This is a genomic window from Lysinibacillus sp. FSL M8-0337 (assembly GCF_038593855.1).
GTDB classification, from domain to species: Bacteria; Bacillota; Bacilli; order Bacillales_A; family Planococcaceae; genus Lysinibacillus; species Lysinibacillus sphaericus_D.
This window is the reverse complement of record NZ_CP151996.1, coordinates 4,273,277-4,299,725: the sequence shown is the minus strand read 5'-3', so window position 1 is coordinate 4,299,725 and position 26,449 is coordinate 4,273,277. Positions and strand designations below refer to the sequence as shown.

Annotated in this window: 30 protein-coding genes and 1 riboswitch; of the genes, 15 read left to right on the top strand and 15 right to left on the bottom strand. The window is 36.6% G+C overall.

Annotated features, from left to right (window positions below; all coding sequences use genetic code 11):
* Positions 1 to 33 precede the first annotated feature (33 nt).
* Complete coding sequence (locus MKY08_RS20945; protein WP_069508183.1) at positions 34 to 975, top strand: ring-cleaving dioxygenase; 942 nt, start codon at positions 34 to 36, stop codon at positions 973 to 975.
* Positions 976 to 993: 18 nt separating this feature from the next.
* Positions 994 to 1,602: a flavin reductase family protein gene (locus MKY08_RS20940; protein WP_069508181.1), complete on the top strand. Its 609-nt coding sequence runs from the start codon at positions 994 to 996 to the stop codon at positions 1,600 to 1,602.
* A gap of 118 nt (positions 1,603 to 1,720) precedes the next feature.
* Here MKY08_RS20940 and MKY08_RS20935 read toward each other — a convergent pair whose 3' ends face one another.
* Positions 1,721 to 2,113: a RidA family protein gene (locus tag MKY08_RS20935; protein ID WP_069508179.1), complete on the bottom strand. Its 393-nt coding sequence runs from the start codon at positions 2,111 to 2,113 to the stop codon at positions 1,721 to 1,723.
* A gap of 446 nt (positions 2,114 to 2,559) precedes the next feature.
* Between MKY08_RS20935 and MKY08_RS20930 the strand changes: the two genes are divergently transcribed.
* On the top strand, positions 2,560 to 3,603 hold the full coding sequence (locus MKY08_RS20930; protein WP_069508176.1) for an AI-2E family transporter: 1,044 nt from the start codon (positions 2,560 to 2,562) through the stop codon (positions 3,601 to 3,603).
* Positions 3,604 to 3,672: 69 nt separating this feature from the next.
* Here the strand turns inward: MKY08_RS20930 and MKY08_RS20925 are convergent, their stop codons facing one another.
* Positions 3,673 to 5,007, bottom strand: a complete 1,335-nt coding sequence (locus tag MKY08_RS20925) for an MATE family efflux transporter (protein WP_069508174.1) — start codon at positions 5,005 to 5,007, stop codon at positions 3,673 to 3,675.
* Entirely contained in the window at positions 4,994 to 5,461 is a 468-nt protein-coding gene (locus MKY08_RS20920) for a GNAT family N-acetyltransferase (protein WP_069508172.1), read from the bottom strand. Before MKY08_RS20920 ends, MKY08_RS20925 begins: the two co-directional genes overlap by 14 nt.
* 85 nt (positions 5,462 to 5,546) lie before the next feature.
* On the opposite strand from MKY08_RS20920, the gene MKY08_RS20915 reads away from it, so the two are divergent.
* The gene (locus tag MKY08_RS20915) at positions 5,547 to 6,380 is read left to right on the top strand and encodes a MerR family transcriptional regulator (protein ID WP_069508170.1); all 834 of its coding nucleotides are present in this window, start codon (positions 5,547 to 5,549) and stop codon (positions 6,378 to 6,380) included.
* A 106-nt stretch (positions 6,381 to 6,486) separates the two neighbouring features.
* On the opposite strand, the gene MKY08_RS20910 is transcribed toward MKY08_RS20915, so the two are convergent.
* Together MKY08_RS20910 and MKY08_RS20905 are read right to left on the bottom strand one after the other, a co-directional pair.
* Entirely contained in the window at positions 6,487 to 6,840 is a 354-nt protein-coding gene (locus MKY08_RS20910) for a hypothetical protein (RefSeq protein ID WP_024364010.1), read from the bottom strand.
* Between the two features lie 22 nt (positions 6,841 to 6,862).
* The gene (locus MKY08_RS20905) at positions 6,863 to 7,558 is read right to left on the bottom strand and encodes a DUF2225 domain-containing protein (RefSeq protein ID WP_069508168.1); all 696 of its coding nucleotides are present in this window, start codon (positions 7,556 to 7,558) and stop codon (positions 6,863 to 6,865) included.
* A gap of 474 nt (positions 7,559 to 8,032) precedes the next feature.
* Here MKY08_RS20905 and MKY08_RS20900 point away from each other — a divergent pair, with 474 nt between their 5' ends.
* Positions 8,033 to 8,806, top strand: a complete 774-nt coding sequence (locus MKY08_RS20900; RefSeq protein WP_069508166.1) for a Cof-type HAD-IIB family hydrolase — start codon at positions 8,033 to 8,035, stop codon at positions 8,804 to 8,806.
* Positions 8,807 to 8,942: 136 nt separating this feature from the next.
* Here the strand turns inward: MKY08_RS20900 and MKY08_RS20895 are convergent, their stop codons facing one another.
* Positions 8,943 to 9,680 (bottom strand): cyclase family protein, encoded by a 738-nt coding sequence (locus tag MKY08_RS20895; RefSeq protein WP_069508164.1) that lies wholly within the window; start codon positions 9,678 to 9,680, stop codon positions 8,943 to 8,945.
* A 93-nt stretch (positions 9,681 to 9,773) separates the two neighbouring features.
* Positions 9,774 to 9,875: riboswitch (SAM riboswitch) on the bottom strand.
* A 593-nt stretch (positions 9,876 to 10,468) separates the two neighbouring features.
* On the opposite strand from MKY08_RS20895, the gene MKY08_RS20890 reads away from it, so the two are divergent.
* Positions 10,469 to 10,627 carry a DUF1540 domain-containing protein gene (locus tag MKY08_RS20890; RefSeq protein ID WP_069508162.1) on the top strand — a complete coding sequence of 53 codons (159 nt, stop codon included), beginning with the start codon at positions 10,469 to 10,471 and terminating at the stop codon, positions 10,625 to 10,627.
* A 266-nt stretch (positions 10,628 to 10,893) separates the two neighbouring features.
* Here MKY08_RS20890 and MKY08_RS20885 read toward each other — a convergent pair whose 3' ends face one another.
* The gene (locus tag MKY08_RS20885) at positions 10,894 to 11,310 is read right to left on the bottom strand and encodes a hypothetical protein (RefSeq protein WP_256093096.1); all 417 of its coding nucleotides are present in this window, start codon (positions 11,308 to 11,310) and stop codon (positions 10,894 to 10,896) included.
* A 163-nt stretch (positions 11,311 to 11,473) separates the two neighbouring features.
* Here MKY08_RS20885 and MKY08_RS20880 point away from each other — a divergent pair, with 163 nt between their 5' ends.
* From MKY08_RS20880 to MKY08_RS20870, 3 genes are all read left to right on the top strand, one after another.
* The gene (locus MKY08_RS20880; protein ID WP_069508160.1) at positions 11,474 to 11,914 is read left to right on the top strand and encodes a VOC family protein; all 441 of its coding nucleotides are present in this window, start codon (positions 11,474 to 11,476) and stop codon (positions 11,912 to 11,914) included.
* Positions 11,915 to 11,962: 48 nt separating this feature from the next.
* Positions 11,963 to 12,574 (top strand): methyltransferase domain-containing protein, encoded by a 612-nt coding sequence (locus MKY08_RS20875; RefSeq protein ID WP_176723120.1) that lies wholly within the window; start codon positions 11,963 to 11,965, stop codon positions 12,572 to 12,574.
* A gap of 104 nt (positions 12,575 to 12,678) precedes the next feature.
* Positions 12,679 to 12,837 (top strand): DUF1540 domain-containing protein, encoded by a 159-nt coding sequence (locus MKY08_RS20870; protein ID WP_069508156.1) that lies wholly within the window; start codon positions 12,679 to 12,681, stop codon positions 12,835 to 12,837.
* Positions 12,838 to 12,920: 83 nt separating this feature from the next.
* Here the strand turns inward: MKY08_RS20870 and MKY08_RS20865 are convergent, their stop codons facing one another.
* The 3 genes from MKY08_RS20865 to MKY08_RS20855 form a co-directional block, all read right to left on the bottom strand.
* A complete protein-coding gene (locus MKY08_RS20865) occupies positions 12,921 to 13,175 on the bottom strand; it encodes a group-specific protein (RefSeq protein ID WP_069508152.1) in 255 nt (84 codons plus the stop codon).
* A 151-nt stretch (positions 13,176 to 13,326) separates the two neighbouring features.
* Entirely contained in the window at positions 13,327 to 13,977 is a 651-nt protein-coding gene (locus tag MKY08_RS20860; RefSeq protein ID WP_069508150.1) for an SIMPL domain-containing protein, read from the bottom strand.
* A gap of 35 nt (positions 13,978 to 14,012) precedes the next feature.
* The gene (locus tag MKY08_RS20855) at positions 14,013 to 14,315 is read right to left on the bottom strand and encodes a DUF1805 domain-containing protein (protein WP_024364002.1); all 303 of its coding nucleotides are present in this window, start codon (positions 14,313 to 14,315) and stop codon (positions 14,013 to 14,015) included.
* Between the two features lie 704 nt (positions 14,316 to 15,019).
* Between MKY08_RS20855 and MKY08_RS20850 the strand changes: the two genes are divergently transcribed.
* Positions 15,020 to 15,712 carry a polysaccharide deacetylase family protein gene (locus MKY08_RS20850; protein ID WP_256093098.1) on the top strand — a complete coding sequence of 231 codons (693 nt, stop codon included), beginning with the start codon at positions 15,020 to 15,022 and terminating at the stop codon, positions 15,710 to 15,712.
* 74 nt (positions 15,713 to 15,786) lie between these two features.
* Here MKY08_RS20850 and MKY08_RS20845 read toward each other — a convergent pair whose 3' ends face one another.
* Positions 15,787 to 16,053, bottom strand: coding sequence for a hypothetical protein (locus MKY08_RS20845; protein WP_069508147.1), 267 nt, complete (start codon positions 16,051 to 16,053; stop codon positions 15,787 to 15,789).
* Positions 16,054 to 16,161: 108 nt separating this feature from the next.
* Between MKY08_RS20845 and MKY08_RS20840 the strand changes: the two genes are divergently transcribed.
* Positions 16,162 to 16,953: a DUF2268 domain-containing putative Zn-dependent protease gene (locus tag MKY08_RS20840; protein ID WP_069508145.1), complete on the top strand. Its 792-nt coding sequence runs from the start codon at positions 16,162 to 16,164 to the stop codon at positions 16,951 to 16,953.
* Between the two features lie 48 nt (positions 16,954 to 17,001).
* On the opposite strand, the gene MKY08_RS20835 is transcribed toward MKY08_RS20840, so the two are convergent.
* The 3 genes from MKY08_RS20835 to MKY08_RS20825 form a co-directional block, all read right to left on the bottom strand.
* Entirely contained in the window at positions 17,002 to 18,324 is a 1,323-nt protein-coding gene (locus MKY08_RS20835; RefSeq protein WP_256093095.1) for a citrate:proton symporter, read from the bottom strand.
* 98 nt (positions 18,325 to 18,422) lie between these two features.
* Positions 18,423 to 19,133, bottom strand: a complete 711-nt coding sequence (locus tag MKY08_RS20830) for a response regulator (RefSeq protein WP_069508141.1) — start codon at positions 19,131 to 19,133, stop codon at positions 18,423 to 18,425.
* Positions 19,130 to 20,722, bottom strand: coding sequence for a sensor histidine kinase (locus MKY08_RS20825; protein WP_069508139.1), 1,593 nt, complete (start codon positions 20,720 to 20,722; stop codon positions 19,130 to 19,132). Before MKY08_RS20825 ends, MKY08_RS20830 begins: the two co-directional genes overlap by 4 nt.
* A 155-nt stretch (positions 20,723 to 20,877) precedes the next feature.
* Between MKY08_RS20825 and MKY08_RS20820 the strand changes: the two genes are divergently transcribed.
* The 4 genes from MKY08_RS20820 to MKY08_RS20805 all read left to right on the top strand — a co-directional run bounded on the left by MKY08_RS20820 (position 20,878) and on the right by MKY08_RS20805 (position 24,912).
* On the top strand, positions 20,878 to 21,387 hold the full coding sequence (locus MKY08_RS20820) for a DNA-deoxyinosine glycosylase (protein ID WP_069508137.1): 510 nt from the start codon (positions 20,878 to 20,880) through the stop codon (positions 21,385 to 21,387).
* Between the two features lie 83 nt (positions 21,388 to 21,470).
* Entirely contained in the window at positions 21,471 to 21,851 is a 381-nt protein-coding gene (locus MKY08_RS20815; RefSeq protein WP_025220782.1) for a hypothetical protein, read from the top strand.
* A 482-nt stretch (positions 21,852 to 22,333) separates the two neighbouring features.
* A complete protein-coding gene (abc-f, locus tag MKY08_RS20810) occupies positions 22,334 to 23,965 on the top strand; it encodes an ABC-F type ribosomal protection protein (RefSeq protein ID WP_069508134.1) in 1,632 nt (543 codons plus the stop codon).
* 161 nt (positions 23,966 to 24,126) lie between these two features.
* Positions 24,127 to 24,912: a hypothetical protein gene (locus MKY08_RS20805; protein WP_069508132.1), complete on the top strand. Its 786-nt coding sequence runs from the start codon at positions 24,127 to 24,129 to the stop codon at positions 24,910 to 24,912.
* Positions 24,913 to 25,044: 132 nt separating this feature from the next.
* Here MKY08_RS20805 and MKY08_RS20800 read toward each other — a convergent pair whose 3' ends face one another.
* A complete protein-coding gene (locus MKY08_RS20800) occupies positions 25,045 to 26,436 on the bottom strand; it encodes a PLP-dependent aminotransferase family protein (RefSeq protein ID WP_069508130.1) in 1,392 nt (463 codons plus the stop codon).
* Between the last annotated feature and the right edge of the window lie 13 nt (positions 26,437 to 26,449).

The following is a 26,449-nucleotide window of genomic DNA, read 5'->3' as shown; positions in this document are numbered from 1 at the left end:
GAGAATATTTATTTATGAAGGGAAGTTGTTACTATGAGCAAACATACAGAAGGAATTCACCATATAACAGCCATTGTAGGGCATCCACAAGAGAATATTGATTTTTATGCGGGGGTTTTAGGTTTAAGGTTAGTAAAACAAACAGTCAACTTTGATGACCCAGGCACGTATCATCTTTATTTTGGTAACAATGCTGGGAAGCCAGGAACAATTATTACGTTCTTTCCTTGGCCAAATGCTTATCAAGGGCGTATCGGCGACGGTCAAGTTGGTGTAACAACATACGTTGTACCAGAAGGAGCACTACCTTTCTGGATTCATCGTCTTGCAAAATTTTCTGTTCCATTTAAAAAAGCCGAACGCTTTGGAGAGCAAGTTGTTCAATTCGATGATCCACATGGGCTTCATATTGAATTAGTCGCACGTGCAGAAGGTGAACGAAATAATTGGACATTTGGTGAAGTTACACCAGAAGTTGCTATTAAAGGTTTTGGTGGTGCAACGCTTTATTCAAGCCATCCACAAGAAACAGAAAAGGTATTACGAGATGTGATGGGGCTTGAAAAAATTGCAACAGAAGGCGATTATGCTCGATTCAAAGCAAGCGCTGATATCGGAAATATTATAGACTTAAAAACGGTATCAGGCGTACGTGGTCACATGGGGGTCGGTACAGTCCATCATATTGCTTGGAGAGCAAAGGATAATGCAGATCATTTAGCGTGGCAAGAGTATGTGATGAATCATGGGCAACATGTGACAGAAATAAAGGATCGTAACTATTTTAACGCTATTTATTTCCGTGAAGCAGGTGAAATTTTATTTGAAATTGCGACAGATCCACCAGGATTCGCGCATGATGAAACATTGGAGACAATGGGTAGTCAATTAATGTTACCGTTGCAATATGAACAACATCGAGAACAGTTAGAAAGCGCGTTAATCCCGATTCAAGTACGTTCATTAGATGAATAAAAGGGGAGGGCAAGTTGTTTGATTTCAATTGATCCGAAGAAAAATACAGAACGTGAAAACTATAAATTATTAGTTGGCAGCATTATTCCTAGACCTGTTGCTTTTGTAACGACTTTGTCCGAGCAGGGCATTATAAATGGCGCACCGTTTAGTTACTTTAATATCGTGTCATCGAATCCACCGATGATTTCCCTAGCAATTCAAAGAGCAACAGGGCGCTTAAAGGATACCGCTCGTCATATTTTGTATCAAGAACAATTTGTTGTGCATATTGTAGATGAGGATAATGTTAACCAGGTAAATGAAACAGCTGCTTCTTTGCCGGTAACAGAGAGTGAAATTGAAAGAGCTAACTTTACAGTAATCGACAGTCAACGTATTAATGTGCCGGGTGTTAAAGAGGCCAAAGTCCGAATGGAATGTCGCTTAGTACAAAGTATTCCTTTAATGAATAAAGAAGAGCAGACGGGCGATTTATTTATTGGCGAAATTGTACAATTCCATTTAGATGATGTGATTTATCAGGAAGGACGAATAGATGCTAGCGCGTTAAAGGCGGTGAGCCGATTAGCTGGAGCGAGTTACGCAAAAATCGGCGATATTTTTGACATAGAACGTCCTCAATAAAGTGAATAAGGAAATTTTTCGGGAAGATATATAGCTCGTGAATGGCTTACTACAGAAAATAGTCGAACCATTCACGAGCATTTCCTGTTTCTTAAATGGATAAATCCTCTTTCACCTTTTATATCATTTCCTGACATGCCCAAGCATCAATTTCTACTTTTAATACTGGCGAAGCAAGTGCTACTACATATAGCATTGTCATACAAGGACAATGATCTCCAAAAAAGTCACGCATCACGTGCTTTCTTTGAGCTGTGTCAAATTCTCCAACTAAATAAAATACGACCTTTGTTAAATCAGCAACAGTCATGCCAGCACACTCAAGATTTTTTTTAATATTGTTAAGCGCTAGTTGCAATTGAATGATTGGATCTTCGGGCACAGTTCCGTCTAACGCCATTCCGATTTGACCTGAAAATGTGAGCCATCTGTTTGGACCAGTTATTTCAATTTGGTGTACATATGGAGCTACAGGCGGGTGAATTTCTTTTGGATTTCTTGAGATTTTCATCGAATCATTCCTTACCTATTCTAATTTGGAGATACTTCTGAAATTTCGTACTGAAATTAACATAAAACAAAAGAAGTTGCTTTGGATATGATAGTTTATAAGGGTATAATAGAATTATTAAAATTTTGGCTATAACGCTGATGTAGCTTTCAATACACATTAATCGTATTGTCTTTCATTCTAATTCGAAAAGTGTAAAAAATCTATGTACAATGGATTGAACTTCTAGAAATAGGGTTGTTGATGAAGAGAACACCAAACTGGTTTTATTCAATAGAGTAATGGAAACACGCTTCTAAACAGAGGTTTTTATCCCCCTAAACTCAAAGGACCATGAAAATGATAAATATTGATAACTAATAATTTTTTCTACTTGCTTAATATATTTCGCGTTCTGTAAGTTGGCAGTAGAGGCAGCGAAGCCGTTTTGTAGAAGGAGTGAATGCATGAGTAATTTTTTTCGAAGTAATGGATTTAAACGTTTTGTTATTCTAGCTGGGATCGCTGTTGCACTTTATTTAATGCGGAGTATGATTAACCTTATTCTTCTGACATTCATTATAACCTACTTAATGAATGAGCTTTCTACTAAGGCGACAAAAGAGTTTAAACGAATCGCACCCATTAATGAAAAAGCGATGATTGTCTCCCTTTACCTCTTACTTGTGGCAGCGATTATTGCAGTTATCTATAAGTATTTGCCGGTTGTGACCCAACAAATTACACAGCTTTTTGATTTGATTGCAGCTTTTAATCTCAATCCGAACGATAATGAGGTTGCGAGATATTTGGCTCCGACATTTGAGAAAATTGAACTCGGAAAATATTTAGAACAAGGTGTTGACCTTACGTTAAAAAATTTAACGAACATTGGGAAAGTCATTTTGCACGTGTTCATTGCACTTATTTTAAGTTTGTTCATCCTTTTGGAGAAGAAACGAATTATTGAATTTACTGCAAAATTTAAAGATAGTAAAATTGGTCCGCTTTACGACGAGTTAACATATTTCTCTAAAATATTTATTCGTTCTTTTGGAAAAGTAATTGAAGCGCAATTTATCATTGCTGCAGTAAACTGTGTTTTATCCGTAATTGCTCTTTCTATCATGGGCTTCCCACACTTAATTGCACTAGGAATAATGCTTTTTATTCTTGGTTTAATTCCTGTAGCAGGGGTAATTATTTCATTAGTCCCGCTTAGCATTATTGCTTATAGCATAGGTGGACCGATGTACATTGCTTACATTCTGATTATTGTCGTGGTGTTGCATGCGATTGAGGCTTATTTCTTAAATCCAAAGCTTATGTCTGCCAAAACAAATCTTCCTATTTTTTATACATTTATCGTCATCCTATTCTCTGAGCAATTCCTCGGGGTATGGGGATTAATTATCGGTATTCCATTGTTTATGTTCCTGCTCGATATTTTAGGTGTAACGTCTTTAGAGGAGGAAACCAAACAATCTATAGCTATCAATGAACATAAGTAAACTAAAAGGAAGCATCGCTTTATGCGCATGCTTCCTTTTTAGGTACCAGGCACGCCAACAATCTACCCACTAGTTTGAATAAAACGCGCGTGGCTTTCTTTTAATAAATAAGAGAATGAGCAATGCTGTAATGCCTTCAGCAACCGGGAAAGTCCACCAAATTGCTTGCGCGCCGAATAATTTAGGTAGCAAGAGGAGTGCTGGAATAAATAGAATGATACTGCGTAGTAACATAATCGTTGTTGCAAGACGAATTTTTTCAATGGATTGGAAAAATTCTGCAAGCACCATATTCATACCTAAGAAAACGTAGCCAATTGCAAAATGGACAAAGCCTTGCGTTGCCATTGTGCGAATTTCAATTTTACTATCCCCAAACAGTTCCATTAATTGAGAAGGAAATAGCATCGCAATAATGGCAATGCTTAAACCGAGTATAAGAGCGGTAGCTAAGCCAATCTTCAAAAGCTCGAGTAAACGTTTTTTTAATCTGGCACCGTGGTGGTAACTGACTAGAGGTTGGAGTGCCATACCAATGCCTAAGAACACAGTTAATAATACCGTATGAATATAGTTAACCATTGCATAGGCTGTCACACCGTTTGCTCCTAAATAGTGCAGAAACGATACATTATATAAAATCACGATTAACGCCATGGAAGCTTCTACAATAAAGCTAGGTAAACCGATGGCGAATATTTTTTTCAAATCGGATACGTTGAAAAAAGTAGAGACAAATTTTAATTCAGACTGCTTTCGGAAGAAATGGAGACATAGTACCGACATACCGATGATAGTAGAGATTGCTGTTGCTAACGCGCAACCCTTTACACCATAATGGAGTACGAAAATAAATACGTAGTTTAAAAGGATATTTAAAATAGATGTTGTGATTAAACCCATCATGGCAAGCTTTGGGTTTCCATCGTTTCGAATGAAAATGCTTAATAAATTTTCGATTGTGTAAAAGACACCGAATAACAAAATGACATGCAAGTATTCTTGGACATAAGGATAAGTCACATCACTTGCCCCAAAAATATAGGCAATTTCCTTTAAATTTAATAAAAGTAGTAGCACTAAAGTTAAAACTACCGCCAGCATCGTTGTAAACGAAAGTGTAAAAAGTTGATGTGCGCGTTTTTTATTACCTTCTCCAAGTGAAATGGAGTACAATGTTGCACCGCCCATACCAATCCACAGAGATATGGATAATAAGATGGAGAAAATCGGAACGGCAATATTGACGCCTGCTAGAGCAGTTGGGCCAACGCCATGACTGACAAAAATACCATCGACTAAAATATTTACTGACATCAGTAGCATACCAATCATCGCTGGGAACAAATAAGAAAGAAATAATGGTCTTAAGGGTCTTGTTTCAATGGGATTAATGGTCGTCATGAGTACGTACCTCTCTTACCATTACTTTTTCGCCCTTTTCATCGAGTTCCCCATTAAAGACGAACCCAAATAGTTGATAGAGATGAATGGCTACTTTATTGTTGTCATAAACACTTAAAAATATTTTTTCGCAATTGTATGTTGCCTGTAAAAAATCGATTAGCTGTTGCAAAAAGTATTTTCCGAGCCCTTTATGCTGATAACGTTCATCGATTAAAAAACGGTCAAGCCATACTCGTTGTGACCCATCCTCATGAGGAAACAAACCATACATTGCGAAGCCGACTAAGGTATCCTCCCTATATAATCCAACGGGTATAAAGCGTCGGTCAGATGCTGCCTCGTCTAGGCATTGCTGTGTCGTTTCAATAAAGTCCTGCTGATTAGCAGCAATGTGTAATGCTAATACGTTTTCTTTGTTTAAAGCTGTGATGTCACGTATTTCCGTGAACATAATGTCAAAACCTTTCTAAATTTATTGTGGATAGCTACAATCTAAAGTATATAGTAACTATATAGTCAAGGAAGGAAACTTAAAAATGCTTAATAAAAATGTAAAATATTTTACAACTGGTGAATTTGCCAAACTGTGTAAGGTTAATAAACAAACACTGATTTACTATGATCAAATCGATCTTTTATCACCGATTATGAAAGACCATAAAGATTATCGTTATTATACAATTGCCCAGTATGATTTTTTTAGCGTAATTGAATTATTAAAGACAGTCGGTATGTCGTTAAAAGATATCCAAAAGTATATGGCAGATAAATCGCCTGAAAATTTTTTAGAGTTAATGCATCAGCAAAAAGCGCTTGTAGCAAAGAAACGCCAAGAGCTCGAAATGATAGAGAGTATTATAGAAGTGAAAATTGAAACAACAGAGGAAGCCTTGCATACAGATTTTGATAGTATTACGATTGGTCATTTTCCAGAGGAAACATTGTATTTAAGTAAAAATATCGAAGATGCCACTGAAGAACAGTTTGTTAAGGCGGTCTCGGATTTTATTGATGAATTGGATCGCTCGCAGCTTGATACAGGTTATCCGATTGGTGGCATTACTAGAAGAGAGCAAGTTTTAGCGGGTAACTATGATAATTATTGTTACTTGTATATGGAGCAACCACAACCGCAGGAAGGGCATCCTTATTTTAAGGCGATTGAAGGGGACTTTATTATTGGCTATCATCTCGGGCTATCAACAGAACTTGGACAAACGTACGAACGATTATTTAAGGTTATGGATGAAAGAGGCTATGAGCTGGGGCAGTACGTATATGAGGAATATATTTATGATGCGGTGATTAAAAATCGAGAAGAAGAGTATGTAACAAAAATTATGATGGAAATAACAAAAAAGGCGAACTAGCATAATGGATGCTTACCTAAAAAGAATCTACGACACTGCGGCCGCTGACCCGCAAAGTGAGTAGATTCTTTTTATTTGTAAAAGCGCTTAGCAGTTGCATGCAAGTTTATTTGTAATGGTAAGCGTTAGCTCTTGGATTGTTGCGTTGAATTTTATTAAACCATGCTTCGTCTTTTTCTTCTTGTTTTAAAGTATTAACGATAGTTGAGGCACAGTTAACACAAATTTTAGCTTGTGTTATTTTACCGCAACGTTCACATGGTGCACCGAGATTAGGGAAGATAGATGTTTTTAATTTTCCTGTCTTTACCCATTTATAAAGTAAGTCAGATGAAATACCTGTTAATGCAACAATTTCATCATTTGTTAATTGACGATTATTTTTCCGTAGTAAAAAATGATGTAATTCCGAGAAAATATCCTCTTCTCGAGCGTCTATTTTTTTTTCGAAAAGTAGCATTTTATTCCTCTCCCTTATCTAGTTATTTAATGATTTCTTCTTTATTTTCAACGTCATTGTTAGGGTGTTCGTCATATTTGTAGTTTTCCCAACGATTGCGTGCTAATTTTCGATATTTATTTGAAACACTGCGATCCGCAATCAAGCGAGAGAATCCTTTTTTCGCTTCCCCTATATCACCGAGGCGAAGGCTTAATTCTGCATGTAAATATTGAATTCGCTCGCTGCCTTCTTGATTGGATGCAAAAGATTTACTGTAAAAATCTCTTGCAGCATATAAATAGTGAATTTCAGATTCGCTTTCATTTTTTAGACGGTAAAGCCAGGCTATTTTCAGTGCGATATTAGCCATTAATAGTGCCTCTTCCATAGAAGCCTTGGCAACGAGGTAGGCTAATTTATAGCTTATGATAGCATCATCTATAGTCCGTTCTTGACAGATGTTCATAGGCTTTTGTAGTTCTTTAATATACAGTTCATCGATAAGTAGCATGAAAGGTCCGTAAGTTCTCGTCATAGATTTATGGTAGGCATATCCACAATGTGGGCATACGGCAACTTCATACAGCAATGGATTTAAGCCTTCGTAAACGGGCATAAAATCCGTTTGTTCTTCGACTACTTTATAACGATTCGGACGTACTTTATATGTTGTATATTGCTTTTTGCAAAATTTGCAGTCCACATTACTTTCGTAGTAGTAAATATTAAAACCCATATGAATCAACTCCTCTGTGTCGAGTTTTTAACATTTCTTTAGTTCTACTTAAATGGAGGTAACACTCGTTCAATATATTTAATGAATTTTCGGCTATTTTAGCAATTCTATGTTTATTGATATAATCCTTTAGCATTATTAAAGTAGTGTCAAATAAATTGTTTTAATTTTATGTAAAGTGAATGTTAGTTTAAATACACTAGCAATAGTATTTATCGGTGGTATATGTGTAAAAGTTAAATAGTTACGCCTACATTGTTAAAATTACGTCAGACATACCTAGTGTGCATTTTTTTATTCATCTTTTAGTAGGTTTATTATAATACATATAGGATAATTTTACTATTCAATATTATGCTTAATATAAAGTAACTTTGTGGACATAAAAAAAGAATGCGTACGTTACGGTTATCCTATTTTGGCGTAAAATAATGGTAATCATTGATAGTTAATTTAAAAGGAGCGCATACATGTATGGACTGTAAAATCGTATTTTTTGATGTAGATGGTACTTTGATCAATTATGAGGATGGTTGTATTGAAAGTAGTACAAAGAATGCTTTACATATACTAAAAAACAAAGGGATTCGGTTAGTTGCTGCAACCGGTAGACCACTGTCTATGTGTCAGGATTTATATAAATTAGGGATTGATACATTTATTACGGCGAATGGTGCTTATGTTCGGCACGGAGACCAAATAATCTATGCCAGCCCCATCGCTCAAAACATTGTACAAAGTGTTAAGGCTTTTGCAGACGACCATCATAATAGCCTGTCATTTTTCACTGATCAATTATCGATGAATAATGTACAGCACCGTGAAACACTAAAGGCAATGAATGAGACATTGTCTTTAAGACAATATCCGCCCGTCAATGAAAATATTTTAAATGAGCAAGTTTACTTAATGTGTTTATATGTAAATGAACAGGTAGAGAAAAAGTATAGAACACAATTTCCAAATTTGAAGTTTGAAAGATGGCATCCTATGATTACGAATGTTTTACAAGAGGATGTATCAAAAGCAATTGCTGTTGAAGCTGTACTTAGCTATTTTAACTTACATCCAAAAGAGGCGATTGCTTTTGGGGATGGAGAGAATGATATGGAAATGCTAAAGCAAGTTGGATATGGTATTGCAATGGGCAATGGAAGTGTAGCCTTAAAAAATATTGCGGATGAGGTCACGATGGCATCGAATAAAGGCGGCATTGATTACACCTTGCGCAAACTACAGTTGATTTAAAAAAGAAATGTCATCTTTGCTATTGGTCATGGCGACTCTAGCGGGATAAACATGGAGAGAAAAAAGCCCCACAGGAAATGAGGGTAGTAGATATCTACATACAAGAAGGTCTGCTTTGAAGCAGACCTTTTTGTAACTAAGGCAAAATAGCAAATGAGCGTACGGGGAAACCAGATGCTTTTTCAGGCTTTGGCACAATATTGAAAATGACGGCACCCTTTGGTGGTAGTTTGTCTAAGTTTGTCATTAGCTCAATTTGGTATGTATCCTGATCCAGTACGAAGTATTCGCCATTTAACGTACCATTTTTTCGAAAATCAGCCGCTGAATCCGTATCAAACGTTTCATGACCAATGGCGCTTATATTTCTCTCTGTAAATAAAAACTTTAATGCTTCTAATCCCCATCCAGGAATATGGTTGTGACCATCCTTGTCTTTATTACTAAATAATTCTTTATCCGGCCAGCGTTTACTCCAATCAGTTCGCAGTGCCACAAATGTTCCGGATTCAATCTTTCCATATTCCGCTTCGAAGTTAAGTACATCTTGTACACTTAAAGTGAAATCGTGGTTCGATGCGGCTTCCTTGGACTTATCAATAACAATAAGTGGAAGGACAAGTTCTTTTAATGCTAATTCTTCCAAGTAGCGTGTATCTGAAACAAAGTGAATGGGTGGATCAATATGTGTACCATATTGCCCGGGAAACGTAAATTGTTGTGCAAAGAAGCCATCATCATGAGAAAACAACGTTTCAAACTTCGCATCATCAAACATAAAGAAATGTGGTGAGTTAGGTCCGAAAGTATGTGTTAAGTCAACCCATTGCTTTGATTTTAATAGTTGCAATGTTTGTAAAAGTTCATTTGTCATTTTTATTCCCCGCTTTCTCTTACTATGTGTAGTGTAAAAATAAAAAAAGAGCCCTACTTGTAGAAGAGGACTCTCGTGTAACTGAAGTCAATCTTCTCATCTTTTTGCGAATCTCGCCAATTGGAATTAGCACCATGCCTTAGACTGGTTGCTGAGACTTCATAGGGCCAATCCCTCCATCTCTCTTGATAAGAAAAATATATGAATTTTCAGAATTAGTAATACCAATTACTTTAGCATAATCAACTATAGTTTACAAGTTCTATAGGAGTACATAGGTATAAAAAATAGCAATACGGATAAGGATTGTCATACAGCGGATTTCCTCCCATCCACTTGCTAATCTCTTAGTGTATCTTATGTAGTATGATAATGTTTTGTGTTGTAGGCTTTCGTTCTTTCAAAACAGGGCATGAAGCTTATTTAAAATGATTACGTATAAAATGGGATTAAAGAAAAAATAGAATAAGTAATAGATACTTGACTCTAACTTTAGAGGTGCAGGACCACGCGGGGGTGCTTTTTTAGTTGGAACTATATAGTGAATACTTGTATGCCTTATGATAAAAAAATAATGTACTCATCAATAGTCGGTAAATATCAAATAATTTGAAATGTCAGCAAATTAATATAAATTTTATATAATAATTAATAATTCAGTAAATATATTTATTTTGAATTATTTTGAAAATTGTAGTTAAATAACCCTGATTTTTAGCTTGATTATTGAAATGTTACCTTTGATTATTTAGAATAATTTTAACTAGATTTGAGGGGGGTGTGATACGATGGCACAACAGATTCTATGTGAAGTCAATAACTGCACGTATTGGGGTTCAGGAAACAAATGTACTGCAGAGGCTATTTACGTTGTTAGTCAAAAAGGTCAGCGGGCATCCAATAGTGAAGAAACAGGATGCAAAACATTTACACCTGAAGAGCATTAAGGCCGGTAGAAGCCGGAGCGCAAGAGAAAAAGTGTTAGATTGACGACAATCAATCTAACACTTTTTTGCTTTGCGTTAATGTATGCTACGGAGGATGTTTTCAAATGTCGTAATTGGTCATATCTATTTTGTCTTTCTTGAACAATAGGGTATGTGTATTTTTTACCTTTTTCCATATATCATCCAATGAGGGATACCAACTACTCTAGTATAGTTTACGGGTTCTATAAGAATATATAGATATGAAAATAGCAAGCCTTTCTTCGTCACCAATATAGCACTAACGCTAAACTACAACACCCACCTTCTTTCAAAACGATGCGGATATTATCTGGTGTATATTTCGCTTCAAACTTCGTTGTAATTCCAGCAGAAGAAATAAGTTTTTGGACTTCATCTTGATTGGAAAGCTGTGCAGCGTTTTTAAGATCATGTGCAAATTGATCAGAGCCCTCAATTTTCTCTGTCAGTAATTGCACTTGTTGCATAATTGTTTGCATCCCTTTTGCTGATGTCTTTAATTTTATGGTATTAATAGGCGGATAAGGGCTTGTTGTCGGGGTAGGCATGGCAAGTTGTCTAGGGACATGATGGGGTGTAGGTAGGATAGACATTCCCCAATTTGGATAATGGTTATAAACATAATACGGATAAGGATTGTAATACAGCGGATTTCCTCCCATCCATTTGCTAATATCTTATGTATCTTATGTAGTTACATAACGTTTTGTGTGAGGCTGTTCTTCTTTCAAGACGGAGCATAAGGTATAGATAATGATTTGCATAAAAGGGAATTGAAAGAAAAAATAGAATAAGTAATAGATATTGAGAAAAGGGGGTTATTGCATGAATCGTTTAAATTTAATTACATTGGGTGTAAAAAGTATGGTTGAGTCGCTTGCATTTTATCGTGAAGGGCTTGGTTTTGAGGTGGTTGTCTATGGAGATGAAACAAATCCTGATGTGATTTTTTTCAATAATGGAGGAACAAAAATTTCTCTATTTCCTATAGAACGATTAGCAAAGGATATAAATGAAGAAAACCCACCAAAAATAGGCACCGACTTTACGGGCTTTACGCTTGCCTATAATGGAAAATCTAAAGAAGAAGTCGATGATATCTTTTCACTAGCAAAAAAAGCTGGAGCAAACATTGTGAAAGAGCCTGAAACGGTGTTTTGGGGAGGGTATAGTGGTTATTTCCAAGATCCCAACGGCTATTATTGGGAAGTGGCGTATGGCGATATGTGGGAATTTGATGAAACAGATATGTTAATTATTAAATAATAAATAGCGTGCGTAAAAATTTAACTAGTTTACAGAGGAGTTGATATGGTGCAGCAACCATTTTGGGAAAACGAGTACTTAGCAGATACGCATTTTGCCTTTGGTAATCCTAGTGAGGAAGTAGTTGAATGGGCAAAAAAATTACCTGCGGATGCACGCATTTTAGATATAGGATGTGGCGATGGTAGACATGCCGTCTATTTAGCACAGCTGGGGTTTAAGGTAGAAGCCATTGATATTTCAGAGGCAGGTATTGCTAAAATAAATAGATACAAAGCGTTGCACCAATTACATAATTTGCAGGCAGACGTTCAAGATATTACTACATATCAGTTTAGCGATACTTATGATTGCATCATTTCACATGGCCTATTTCATTTTTTAGCGCGCGAAGATTGGCATCGTATTATTCAGTTAATGCAAGAGTATACAAAAATAGAGGGCATCAATATTATTACTGTATTTACAGACGAAGTTGACATTCCAGAAGATTTAGCACCGTTTGTTAAAGGCATATGTCAAGAGGGGGAGATTAGAGAATTATACGAGCAATGGTCCATTGCATTTTATCGCTCCTATCAATTTGAAGATCGGCACGAAAATAATATAAGACATTGTCACGCAGCCAATAAACTAGTCGCTATAAAAAGAGCATTGTAAATACAGTGATAGTTTTACTTTAGGTTAATTTTGGGTTTATTTCTTAGCTGAAGTATTGAATACACCAATTTTGTTAAGGATAACAAAAGAGGAGGTGTGATACGATGGCACAACAGATTTTATGTGAAGTCAATAACTGCACGTATTGGGGCTCTGGAAATAAATGTACGGCAGAAGCTATTTACGTTGTAAGTCAAAAGGGTCAGCAGGCATCCAATAGTGAAGAAACAGATTGCAAAACATTTACACCTGAAGAGCATTAAGGACGGTAGAAGCCGGGGCACAAGAGAAAAAGTGTTAGATTGATTGAGATCAATCTAACACTTTTTGCGATGGCGGAAGTTTTCTAATGTCGTAATTGGTACATATCTATTTTGTCTCTCTTGAACAATAGGGTATGTGCATTTTTTACTTTTTCCTCTACATAATCCAATGAATAATTGCCAAATGCATCCGTTAAGTCACCAATGGCGCGCGATAAATTATCAATCACAGGAATTAATGTATCAAGCTCCATCGGTTCTCTCCTAGTGTTCATCTCATCCATAATTTCGTGAGCAAGATGTTGAATTATTCGTAGGCGTTTGTTTTCAGCTTGCATCATATCCTCCTTTAAACATCAACTTTTTATCCTCAATAAATATATGAAGGTCGTTTACAGTTCATGAGTGATTACTTTCGCTCGAAGCTCACATAACGAGACAAGTAAAAAGCCAGACTTCATCAAAGTGAATGGAGTCTGGCTTTGTTTTTTAGTATTGAAATGTAACGCGAACAGCTGCACTAATCGTTAGTTGACCTTGCTCAATGGGCGTTGTCATGGATGAATCAGCCATTGCCATTGATTTATAAAGCACAGGGGCATGATCGTTTTCTTCGACGATTTCAATCGGTTGTGGCTGTACAGATAAGTGCATCGTTTGCGCGATTGTTTTCGCCTTCATTTGTGCATTATGAAGTGCTAAGCTGAGAGCTTGCTGATAGTATTCATCCGCATGGTCTATTTTAAATTGGATGGAGGAAATCCGATTTGCTCCATTTTCGACAGCTGTATCAATAACAGCTCCTACTAGATTAGTATCAGGTATTTTTACCGTGATAGCATTTACTACTTCATAGCCTTTAAACATTTGTTTACCTTCTACATAATCATAAATAGGTGTAATCGTATAGGCGGCGGTCTGAATGTTTTCTCTCGGGATAGATAACGCCAAGAGAGCATGAATAACACGATTCATAGAGCTAGTATTTTGATGTTGCGCTTGTTGTACACTTTCGTCTTGTGTTGTTACCTCTATTTGAAGCTGGACATAACTAGCGTTAGCGACTACTTTTCCATTTCCGGTAACGGTCATTATTCGCGATGTATGGGGTACTTGTGGTTGGGCATGTGTGTAATACATTTGAATTCCACCTCCCGACTGGTTTGTAGCGTGTGTTAAATCATTTTTAACAATGCTTCTACACCAGTCATTCCTGCAAATATACCTAGTTGCTCCGCTTCAAATGTAACAGATTCAAGAGGGGCGGTTAAGAGCTCATCTATCGTTTTCACACCAACCGCTCGACCTGCCACAATTTTTCGATCTAATAAGCGACTATTTAAAAGACCGACATCTAATGCACCACACATGATGTAGCCTGTATCATTAGAAATAGTTAATAACGTTGTTTTTGGTAAATGCACAATCACAGCAGTGAAAAAATGACCTTTAATCATAATAGGTTCAATTGTCACCATGAACATCACTCCTTTTCTCTCTATACATATGGCAATAGATAAAAAGGTGTTCAATATTTCTACTAAAATTCTAAAGCGAAAAAAATCCACTGTGCTTCTGCGTGCACGAAAAAAGCCACAGCCTTCACTATTGCGAGGCTTGTTGCGTTTTACGTATCGTGCATTTTTTGCAGAAAGGCTACGTGGATTTTAATTTCTCTATATATAAATTGTGTCAGTGCCAGGCACTGATTATTTTGTATATGAAAGCATAGCTGTTTGTTTTATATTTTTTAACGCTAATAACCCACATTGTAAAATCCCCTTTGTTGTCAATTTGTAGTATAACAGTTTTGTTGTTTTGAATAATTGTTATATATCAGTTATGCCCTTTATTCTACACTGATTTTCAAAAAAATAAAGGGCTATATGAAAGGTTTCACATTTCGTTCATAATTTGACGTTGCGTAAATGAAAAGTATTTAAAAATAAAGATGATCGAAATAAATTTAAGTAAAAAACTGTGAATCAATGAAGATACTGTTTGCTAATTGGTTTTTTAACATATCTTTTTAAAGGGTTTAAGTAAAAACAGGTAGCACCTCAAAAGTATAATTTAGCGGCTTTCGTAAATAGTAAGATGAGCTGAAATATGCGAATGAAACATGGGAGGTGATACTGTGATACGTAAAAATGTATTGTTTTTGACGGTTTGCTTATTAATCATGTCGTTATGTTTGACAGACATGCGTACCTCTGCAGAAAAAGGGCGTAGTGAATATGAGAAGACTGGTGAAGTTGTTTGGGATATAAATACAAAGGATAAAATCGTTGCCTTAACTTTTGACGATGGTCCACATCCAAAATACACCGCAAAAATTCTAGATACTTTAGCAAAGTATGAAGCAAAGGCTACATTTTTTATTATTGGTCAAAATGCAGAAAAGTATCCAGAGCTTGTTTCACGAACTTATAAAGAGGGGCATGAATTAGCCAATCATACGTACTCTCACCCGTATAAAGTTTCAATTCCTGATTTACAGGAAGAACTAAGGCAGACAAACCAGATGATTTATAGTATTACTGGCTTTTCTCCTGTTTTATTCCGTCCTGTAGGTGGCAATTACACTGAAAAGATGATCAATACTGCGGTAAACAACGGTTACAAGGTAGTCATGTGGTCTTGGCATCAAGATACACAGGATTGGAAAGAACCAGGGACAAATAAAATCGTCCAAAAGGTGTTAGGTGGAACAAAACCGGGAGATGTGATTTTGTTTCATGATGGAGGCGGCAACCGCACACAAACGATTAAAGCTCTAGAAGAAATCATACCAACTTTAAAAAAACAGGGCTATACATTTGTAACTGTATCCGAATTAATTGAAAAAAAGCAGCAACAAGAGAAAATTCAATAAAAAATAAGCCATTTCAAAATAATGAAATGGCTTATTTTTCTCTATAAGAAGCGGATATTCTAGGTATTTATAGATTAGAAAAATAATATAGGTGCCAACGCAATACCGGCAATTGCTCCAAATGCAAAACCAATGCCAAGTCCAGCGCCAAATCCTGGTCTAAAGCCCCAACCCCAAAAACCTAAACCATATCCTCTATATTGTCTATCAGGTAGAATCCATACCTGTTTTCTATCCACTTTCGTTATTTCTCCAACATGAACATTGCCAGATGTATCAGTAATTCTTACACGTTTACCGTGATATTTACAGCAAAGATTATAACAATCAGTTGGATTCACAAGAATCTCCTCCTTTCTACGTCTTTACAAGTTAATATATGCCGTTGCATACATTTATCACTAGCCGATTGTCTATTGGAACATAAGCTATCGCAAGGGGGTGCGTGAATGTCGGTGATATCAACAGATGATTGGCTACATGAGTTCAAAACTAGTCAAAAATTGACGCATAGTAGAGCGTTTGAAGATTTACAATGTTCAATTCTTTGTAGTAGATTACTAGACCATTTTAAAGGTGGAACGCCACAACAAATCCAATTTGAATTACAGCAACAAGGGCTGTTTCGAGCACATGAAAATATCGATATGAAAAAACTACAAGACCAAAATGCATGGCAAATTGTACGAGAAGAATTGTTCTATTTAAAGAAGAAATGGGGCGGACCTGATATACCTATCTATATTTTTCCTCTCACACAGGAGCAAAGCGTCACAAATAAAAATGGAGTTGCGTATCCAGATGCTCTGTTTTTATTTATAGGAGAATTGGAAAAGCAAGAGTTACAGGCGTTATTTGCACATGAGTATAATCATGTTTGTCGACTATGGTACTTAAACAAATCACTAGAGGAAGTAACGCTATTAGATTCATTAATTATAGAGGGCTTAGCGGAATGTGCAGTGGAGGAATTATACGGTGCCAAATGGTTAGCGCCTTGGTTGAAAGATTATTCTACGGACAAAATGTTAGCTATATGGAAGACATATTTTTTGCCTAACATGAATGTTAAGGGCTTAGATCATCATATTGAGTTTTTATATGGTGGGAAGCTTCCTTCACACATAGGTTACTGTATTGGTTATGAAATGGTCCGAACATATATACAAAAGCATGCATCAAATAAATTACATGAAAAACATTCTGAAGCAATACTTATGGGTTCTATATTTTCGTTATAACTAAAAACCAGTTGTCGATACACGAGTCGACAACTGGTCACTGCTAATTTATATGGTAATAATCCCTATCGCGATTGCAATGCCTAGTAAAACAATGCTTAACCCCCACATCCAAAAGAAAGAGTATTTTAAGTGTTTCCCCATCTCTAAACCAGATAAGCCTAAAGCTAACCAGACAGCAGGGGCAAGTGGTGAAACAAACGTACCGACAATATTACCAATAATCATCGCATATGCAGTGGAGAGAGAGTCAATACCAAAAGATAAACCAATCTGTTCAACTATAGGGAACAAGGCGAAATAATAGGCATCCGTACTTAATAATAAATCAAAGGGTACACCTAATATACCGATAATAATATGCAAATAAGATGATAGTGCTGACGGTAAAATATTGACGGCATTATTGGCAATAGCATTTAACATGCCTGTGCCATTTAGTATGCCTAAAAATAAGCCTGCTGCAATAATAATCGACGCCATCGTTAACGCATTCGGAGCGTGTGTCCGCACGCGCTCCATCTGTTCTTTAGGTGTACGATAATTAATTGGCAGAGCAATGGCTACCCCGATTAAAAAGGCTAATGCTGCCGGTACAATACCCGCGACTAAAACCCCGATTACCATGACAGCAATTACTGCATTCACCCACAATAGTTTTGGTCGCCGTAAAGATAGGTCTACTTCGGATGACACAACACCTTGTGTAATATGTTGGTCGTCATGCGTAAAATCAAGTGTGCCGTATTGCTTTAAGATACGGTGCTTTTCTCTAAAGCCAAGGTATAAGGCTAAAGCTAACATTAATAGAACACCAATGATTTGAATGGGTATTAACGGATACCATAGTTCAGTGATATCCACCTCTAACACGGAAGCCACCCGCCCTAATGGACCTCCCCAAGGAACCATGTTCACCACTGCTGCAGCTCCAGCAATTAATAAAAGTAATAAGTATGGATTCATGCGCAAGCGTAAATATAAAGGCAATAGTGCTGGAATCGTAATTAAAAATGTAGAAGCACCAGACCCGTCTAGTTGAGCCACAACAGCAATTAGTACAGTTACAATAGCAACGACAACAATACGCCCTTTTGTAAGCGCAATCATTTTGTTGATCAATGGCTCAAATAATCCAACGTCCTGCATAATACCAAAGAAGATAATAGCAAAGATAAACATTACCGCTACGTTCATCACAGAGCTTAGTCCGGAACTAAAGAATTCCCCTAATTCCTCGAAACGAAAGCCAGCGATAAAGGTAGCGATTATCGGTGGAATAACCATTGCAACAAGCGGCGAGACACGCCCACTTATTAATAAGGCAATAATAACGATAATGGTGATGAAACCAAGGATACTTAAGCTCAAAAAAACCCCTCCCTTTAATTGATTATTCTGACTACTAAAAGGTAGCATGCTGTAAATAGGGAGGGAATAATATGGTCATATGTTAGATAAGATACATACTATTCATTTTGTTCATAAGTTCCATAGTATATATATTTTCTTTCAGGTCTACCGATTGTTCCGTATATCGGTTTGATGTACAAAAACTGTTCACCAACTAAGTATTCTAAATAGCGGCGGGCAGTTGAACGACTAGAACCGATTATTTCACTCAGTTGGGAGGCTGTAAGTTCCTTGGTTGTTAATTTTTCGAAGACCTCTTTAACCGCCTGTAATGTGTGTAAATCAATGCCTTTTACAAAGGTATCTTCTGTAGCAGTTGATTCACGATAAAATATGGAATCAAGGTCAACTTGCGTGAAGTTTGATGTGTGTTGAAATAAATGGAATGCATGCAAATATTTTGTAAACGCTTGATGAAGTCGTTGTTGTTCAAAAGGTTTAATTAAGTAATCTAATATGCCTAAATCTATGATCTCTTTTATTAAATCTCTTTCTGTTGCAGCAGAAATAACGATTATTTTGATGGCAGGATAATGATGCCGTATATGGTGTACTAAAGAGCTCCCTTCAACATCAGGAATATACAAATCGGTTAAAATAATCGCTGGCAAGTTGGTGGATTGTTTGAGCTTTTCAATTGTTTCTTGCCCAGTCCGTAAATTTTCAGTAACGATAAAACCACCTATTGAATGAACATAATCTGCATGAATGTTTGCAACTCTAAAGTCATCTTCTATAATCCATACACTTGTGCAGGCTGCAGTCATAAGCGCTTACCTCCTTTAGGAACGATAATTAAAAAACACGCTCCTGATAAATCTCCAGCATCTAATAAAATATCTCCATTTATTTTTTCAAGAGCTTTTTTGCTGATTGTTAAGCCATGTCCTCGATCTAAGCCTTCCTTCGTTGAAAAACCTTTTGCAAAAATTTTATCGTACAACTTGTGGTCAATACCGGGGCCGTTATCTTGAATCTCCAATAAATAATGATTTTTATAATCGTTAATAGATAATTGAATTATTTTATCGGAGGACGCCAAGTTTTTTAAAGATTCAATAGCGTTTTGAAGAACATTGCCAAGTGCTGTAAGAATAGCATCTTCCTGAAGTTTAGATAATTTCATAGATGGGGGAATTTCCTTCAGCTCAAGTTTAATGCCCAGTTCCGTTGCTTCTGCCAGTTTTCCTTGAATTAATGCTAAGAGTAGAGGGGATGTTCCATTACTTTTTAGAAAAGCCTGCTGTTTAAGATGAATATTTCGTTGTTCTTTAATGTACTCAATTGCCTGATTATAATGTTTAGAAAACAGCAAACCTAGAATAATATGAAGCTTATTCGCAAATTCATGTGTATAGGCGCGTTGCATATTGGCATACTGTTTGACTTGTTTCAGTTCATCAATAATTTTTTGGATGTCTACTTTTTTTCTAAAGGTATATAAAGAACCTATTTTCCTTTTCTTTTCCACTAAAGGCGCTTTATTTAAGATGATAATATGTTCATTTAGTGTTAGCTCTAAGTTATGAATATGTTGTTCTGCAACGATTTTAGGTGTGAAAATCTGCTCGATTTTAGTTCCCATCCACGCTGAAATTGATTGATTGTGAGTAGAATCTAGCATTGCGTATGCACTTTTATTAATAGTGGTAATTTGATTTAAATGATCAACAGCAATAATCCCTTCTTCCGTCGTTTCTAAAATCACTTTGTTTTGTTGATATAATTTAGCAATTTGGATTGGTTCCATATTAAATAATAATTTTTTAATATAAAGAGAGATGGCAATTGCCCCAAGTATACCTATGAAGAGAATAGTAATTGTGTAGTTGAGCCACTTCATAAGATGGTCTTTGATGATTGTATCAATATGCACGGTTAAAAACCCGACAGAAACAACACCAATAATGTTGTCGTCTATCATAATAGGGGCTTTACCTCGAATAGATTCTCCTAATGAACCAACCGTTTTAGAAATATAGGCTTGTTTATCTAGTAATACGGCATCATTGTCCCCGCCGACCATGTAATGTCCTATTCGATCTTTTTCTGGATGGGAATAACGGACACCTTGTGCATTGCCAACTACGATAAATGCAGCATTTATCTCCTCTCTTAAAGGTTCGACGATAGGTTGGATCATGTCACTTGGATTTTCTTGCTCGAATGCTGTAATAATCTCCTCCATGGAAGCGATTGTTTTGGCAATATTTAATGCTTCCACGCCTATTTGCTTTTCTGTTGTATCTCGTATATGTTCTTGTAATAGATACATAAAGAGCCCGCATATCATTAAAATTAAAATCGACATTAAAAAAATCATTTTAACTGTTAGAGACTGGAATAAACTTCTCATATTTCACCTCTAGATAGTTTTTGTTTGCCATATTGTAAAAAGAGTGTATTTGGGAATAGAATAGCATACACCAAATAAAGAGTTCGAGTTATTTTATAGTGGCTAAGTTTCCTTGTAACAACTTAGTGTAACAATAAAAGCAAGGAGTGATGGCTATGTCAAATGAAGTGAAAAATGTACTGCCACCTGTTGTTGATGCTTCAACAAAGGTGCTTATTGTTGGCTCAATGCCAGGAAAGCTATCATTAGAGAAACAGCAATATTATGGCAATCCGCGCAATCACTTTTGGGCTATTATTGGGCAGATAGTAAAGAGAACAATACCGGAAGATTATAAAATGCGAATAGAGTTGTTAAAGGAAAATGGGATTGGTCTTTGGGATACTATCGAATCGTGTGAACGCAAGGGTAGCTTAGATGCCGCCATTCGCAATGAAAAACCAAATGATTTTAAAACGCTTTTTAAACAGTATCCCAATATAGAACTTGTGCTCTTTAATGGTGGGAAAGCTTTTGAAGTGTTTAAAAAGCATATTGGTGTTGAGGTTTTAGATGAACGAGCCTATCAAAAGATGCCATCGACTAGCCCAATCCCTGGGAAAAATATAAAATCCTTCGACGAAAAGTTAGCGGATTGGCGCGTGATGCAATCGTATTTAACGTAAACATCGTTATATGGTAGGCTAATTGCTCAAGCGACTTTCGCCCCCTTACATATAGTGAAGTATGTAAAAGGGGGGAGTTTGTATTGAATTTATATCCAAATAATAATTATGGGGAAAATTTCAGAGGTCCAAGTTGGAATGTTCCAGGTATTCCACCAGTTGGACCACCACCAAATATGGGCCAACCACCAAACTTTGGACCACCGTCTTCTGGGCAAATGCCAATGAGTGCTCCACCAAACTTTGCGCCACCTATGCCCGCGTGGCATGGTGGCTCAAATGGCATTCAATCGTGTTTATTTAGAAACACGTATTTATGGATGAACAACGGAAGAAGTTTTTGGTTTTTCCCTACGGTCATAGGTAGAGAATTTATTGCGGGATTCCGCTGGAGTAATAGATATGGATGGCGTTTCCGTACATTAACGAGAGATCATATTCTTTCGTTTGAATGTTTTAGATAATGGATTTCAATCGTAAGGGATTCGGGTGGAGCATGTAGAAAACTGCCGAAATTTAAGTGGGCATTGTTCCTTAGCAAATTTCTAAAAGACGCGAGATGAAAATACGAAGCGAATGTATTCTGTTTTTAAGTAATTGATGTTACAATAATTGTAACTAAACATGAAGGGACGATGGGTGGCTAATGATTAACTAATCTTATTTTTTGCACATGAAATGTATATTTCAATGAATCAAAAATAGGATTAGTCTGCCCATTTTCCATAATGTACACGATTGTAGGCTCAAACGTCTGCTATTGTTGAACGTATACTAAAAATGCAAATTACCGTACGACTGCGCTTGGTGTGGCATTTTTAGTATTGGAGCATCTCATAATAAGGCTCAAACATTGAGCTTTTTTGTGTTTGATATTTCGCGACTAATCCTTCCAAAATAATTGGAGGGATTTTTTTGTCCCTCTATATAGAGAGGAACGGATAAAATGAAAGAACTTTTAAAAATACAGAATGTACAGTATGAGGTAGGAGACATACAAATTTTTGAACAGGTGACGGCTACAGTAAAACAAGGTGAAGTCATTGGGATTATAGGAAAAAATGGAGCTGGCAAATCGACATTATTACAGCTTATTCAAGGCATACTAACTCCTACGGCAGGGCAGTTAGTGCCGTTACAGCATGTTAAAATGGCCTATGTGGAACAAGAGCAAGCAACTATAGACAGTTGGGAAGTAAGCGCAGAAGAAGCAGATTTACTTGCTAAATGGCATGTGCCAAACATCGAGTTTGCAGCATTAAGCGGTGGAGAAAAGCTAAAAAGGCGACTAGCAAGAGGTTTTTCACAACATGCGCAATTATTATTGTTGGATGAACCGACAAATCATTTAGATGAAACAAGTACAGCGATGCTTATCGCTCAAGTAAAAAAATATGATGGTACAATTATTGTTGTTTCTCATGATCGTTATTTTTTAGACGAAGTCGCTACTAAAATATGGTCTTTGGAAGATGGTAAACTACTAGAACATAATGGGCATTATACAAGTTATATAGCGGCTAGAGAGCAACAAAGGTTAGCGCAACAACGTGCCTATGATAAGCAGCAAAAGAATATTGAACGGATTGAAGCGCAGATGAATGAGCTATCCTCTTGGTCGCAAAAGGCACATGCACAATCGACCAAGCAGGAGAGCTTTAAAGAGTTTTACCGAGTAAAAGCAAAACGAATGGATGCACAAGTAAAATCAAAGAAAAAGCGCTTGGAAAAGGAGTTAGCAAAGAGCAAAGTTGAGCCGCCTAAGCAAGAAGAGGAAGTGCGGTTTTCAGTAGAGACAAACCAGCGAGTAGGCAAACGATTTTTAGAATGTAAGCATGTAACAAAATCGTTTGGTCAGCGTCTTATATTTCAAGATCTAACTATGACAATACAATTTGGTGAAAAAATTGCCATAACAGGGCCAAATGGTAGCGGCAAAACGACTTTGTTGAAGGTGCTGACAGGACAAGAAAAAGCAAATGGCGATTTGTGGATATCACCTGCAGCTACTATCGGCTATTTAACGCAGGATGTATTTGATTTGCCACTACATCTTACACCAGAGCAATATTTTTACAAGGAGACGTTCGAGGAAAGAGGGAAAGTCCGCAATGTCATGAAACATTTAGGATTTACTGCAAGTCATTGGACAGCACCTATTGGCAATATGAGTATGGGCGAGCGTGTAAAGTGTAAGCTGATGGCGTATATTTTAGAAGAAAAGAATGTGCTAATTTTAGATGAGCCAACGAATCATCTCGATTTGCCTTCAAGAGAGCAATTAGAGAAAACTTTGGAGCTCTATACAGGTACATTGCTCGTTGTATCGCATGACCGCTATTTTATTGAGAAAACAACAAATATTGTGTGGCAGCTTGAAAATAAAGGAATTGTTAAAAAATGGAGAGAGAGCATACCACAGCAACAAGATGATACAAGTGCACAACGGCTAAAGTTAGAAAATGAAAGGCAAGAAATACTTGGTAAACTCAGCTTTCTAACCGCCAAAGATAAGGAATATGCTGTGCTTGATCGGAAATTTAATGAGTTGACGAAGCAAATTAATGAACTCCGTTAGTTTGACGTTTAAGACAGCAAAAAGTGGGGAACATTAACGTAATTTCAGTAATCAATTGCTCGACTTTTAAAGTGGGGAGACTCTTATTGATGTTATAGATCTTCGGGCACACTCGAAAAAATAGGACGTAATAGATAAAAAGCAAATATTGAGGTGTCTAGATGAAAAAATTATTTTTTATAACCATACTAACGATTAGTATGATTAGCGCATGTACTGAAAGAGATACGAATAGTAAACAAGATTCACAACAAGACCATCAATGGAACGAAAATAAACTTTGTATTTCTGAAACAACATCTAAAGACACAGTCTCTTCTCTCACGCAGGCAGAAGCATTGAAAACGATAAAGGAGCAGCTTGGAACAGAACTAGCCATTGTTTTGCCAACGAATCTTCCACTAACGGAAGGAGCTTTTTTAACCGCAACAACTAAAAGTGAAGAACAACAAGCCGAAGTTCTATTTCTAGAAAGTAAAGAGTATCTTCCGGTTAATGATGTAAAGCTAAAAAATGCGACAGCGGCAACTGCGATTGCCAAGCTTACTGTAAAGCTCTATGACAGTATAGATGAGGCAAGCGAACAGATTGCTTATGAAGAATTTAGTAAAAATGGAGGACAACAAGTTCCGCTTGGGTTCAATATGACTGGTTATCAGGATGCAGGCGCGGGCTCGTTATGGACTGGTTGGAATGAGGGAAGATGGGCATTAGCAACTCATACCCGAACAGATAATCCAGAAGCTGGAGTAGAGCTGGCAAAACAAGCAGTACAATATTTAGAATCCCATACACTTCCAATCCCACATGAACACGGTATGTTACATTTAGATGTTTATAAAACAGGAAACTTAATCGTATGGCAGGATGGAAAGCTTATCTATACGCTTGATTCCATCAAGGACCCAATGAAGGCACTTGCAATTGCAACAGCTTTTAAGCAATAATAAGTAACCCCTGAGCACAAGTATGCTCAGGGGTTTTTAATGACTTTTCAGCTTTTGTAATAGCCATGTCAATTATGCATATTCAGATGGGAAAAGTTATGCGAACTTGGTGTTAAGAGCAGCCATTTCTTTTTACTTATGAAAGATTGCACGAAATAAACGCGTTATGCCTTCTTGTATTTCATCTTTCTTTAAATGTCCGAATCCTAATATAATTTGATCGTTATGTTTCCCTTTACTAATGGAATGATCTTCTACGGGATATACTTTCACACCAAATTGCTCGATTTTTTCAAGTAATGCACTTGAGAAATGGATGTTTTGCATTTCTACAACGAGGTGCAATCCAGTGGAATAGCCTAAAATCTTTATTTTATTTGAAAAAGTTGTATGTAAACATTGGATAAGAAAATCTCTATTATTCTTATAATACTTTTTCATTTTTGCAATATGTCGTTCTAAGTAACCCTCTTTAATAAAACGAGCAAGAATAAGCTGATCTATCGAAGGCGTGTGTAAATCTGAAAACCATTTAAGCTGACGGCATTTTTCAACAAGGTCTAGTGGGAGAACCAAATAACCAATTCTTAATGCGGGTGAAAGAATTTTACTAAAAGATCCAATGTAAAGCACACGATGGGGGTCTAATCCTTGCAATGAACTTACAGGAGGACCTTCATATCTAAATTCACTATCATAATCGTCCTCTACCAAATAACATTTTTTGTGCCTTGCATAGTTTATTAATTGAATTCTGCGTTGGATTGGTAAAGTACCCCCTAATGGAAACTGATGAGAAGGGGTAATAAAGACGAATTTTGGCTGTCTATCTTGCGGTAGTAAGGTTGTTCGCATACCGCATTGATCGACAGGAATGGCATAAATAGAAGCTCCAGAAGATTTAAATATCGTTTGAATATCATTTGTAATAGGGTCTTCCATAATCGCTTCATCATTTGCTGACAAAAATAATCTAGCGATAACAGTCAATGCTTGTGTAGCGCCAGAGGTGATAACAATTTGATCTGGATGACAGTCAACACCCCTTGTCCGCAGTAAGTAGTTAGCTAATACTTCTCTTAATTCATATCGACCTTCGGGTTGATCGTAACCAAAAATGGTAGGATTCGTATCGTTCCATATAGTATGAGATAATTTTGCCCATGTTTTCCGGGGAAATAAGTCTAACGCAGGTATGCCCGAACGAAAATCAATTTTTGATGCTGCTGTTTTATCTTCTATCTTTTTTTGGAAAGTTTCTTTGCTAGGTTGAGCTAAGCAGGCACCATCGGCAACAAATGTACCAGAGCCTCTATAGGAAACTAAAAATCCTTCTGCCACGAGTTGCTCATAGGCTTCTAATATGACATTTCTGGAAACATTTAATTCAGAACAAAGTTTACGTGTTGAAGCCAATCTCTCGCCGCCTTGTAATGTTCCATTTAAAATTTTTTCACGAATTTGTTGATAGACCTGTTTATTTAATGGTATATCTAACGCTCTATTTATAGGTATCCATAGCATATTTGTTTTACTC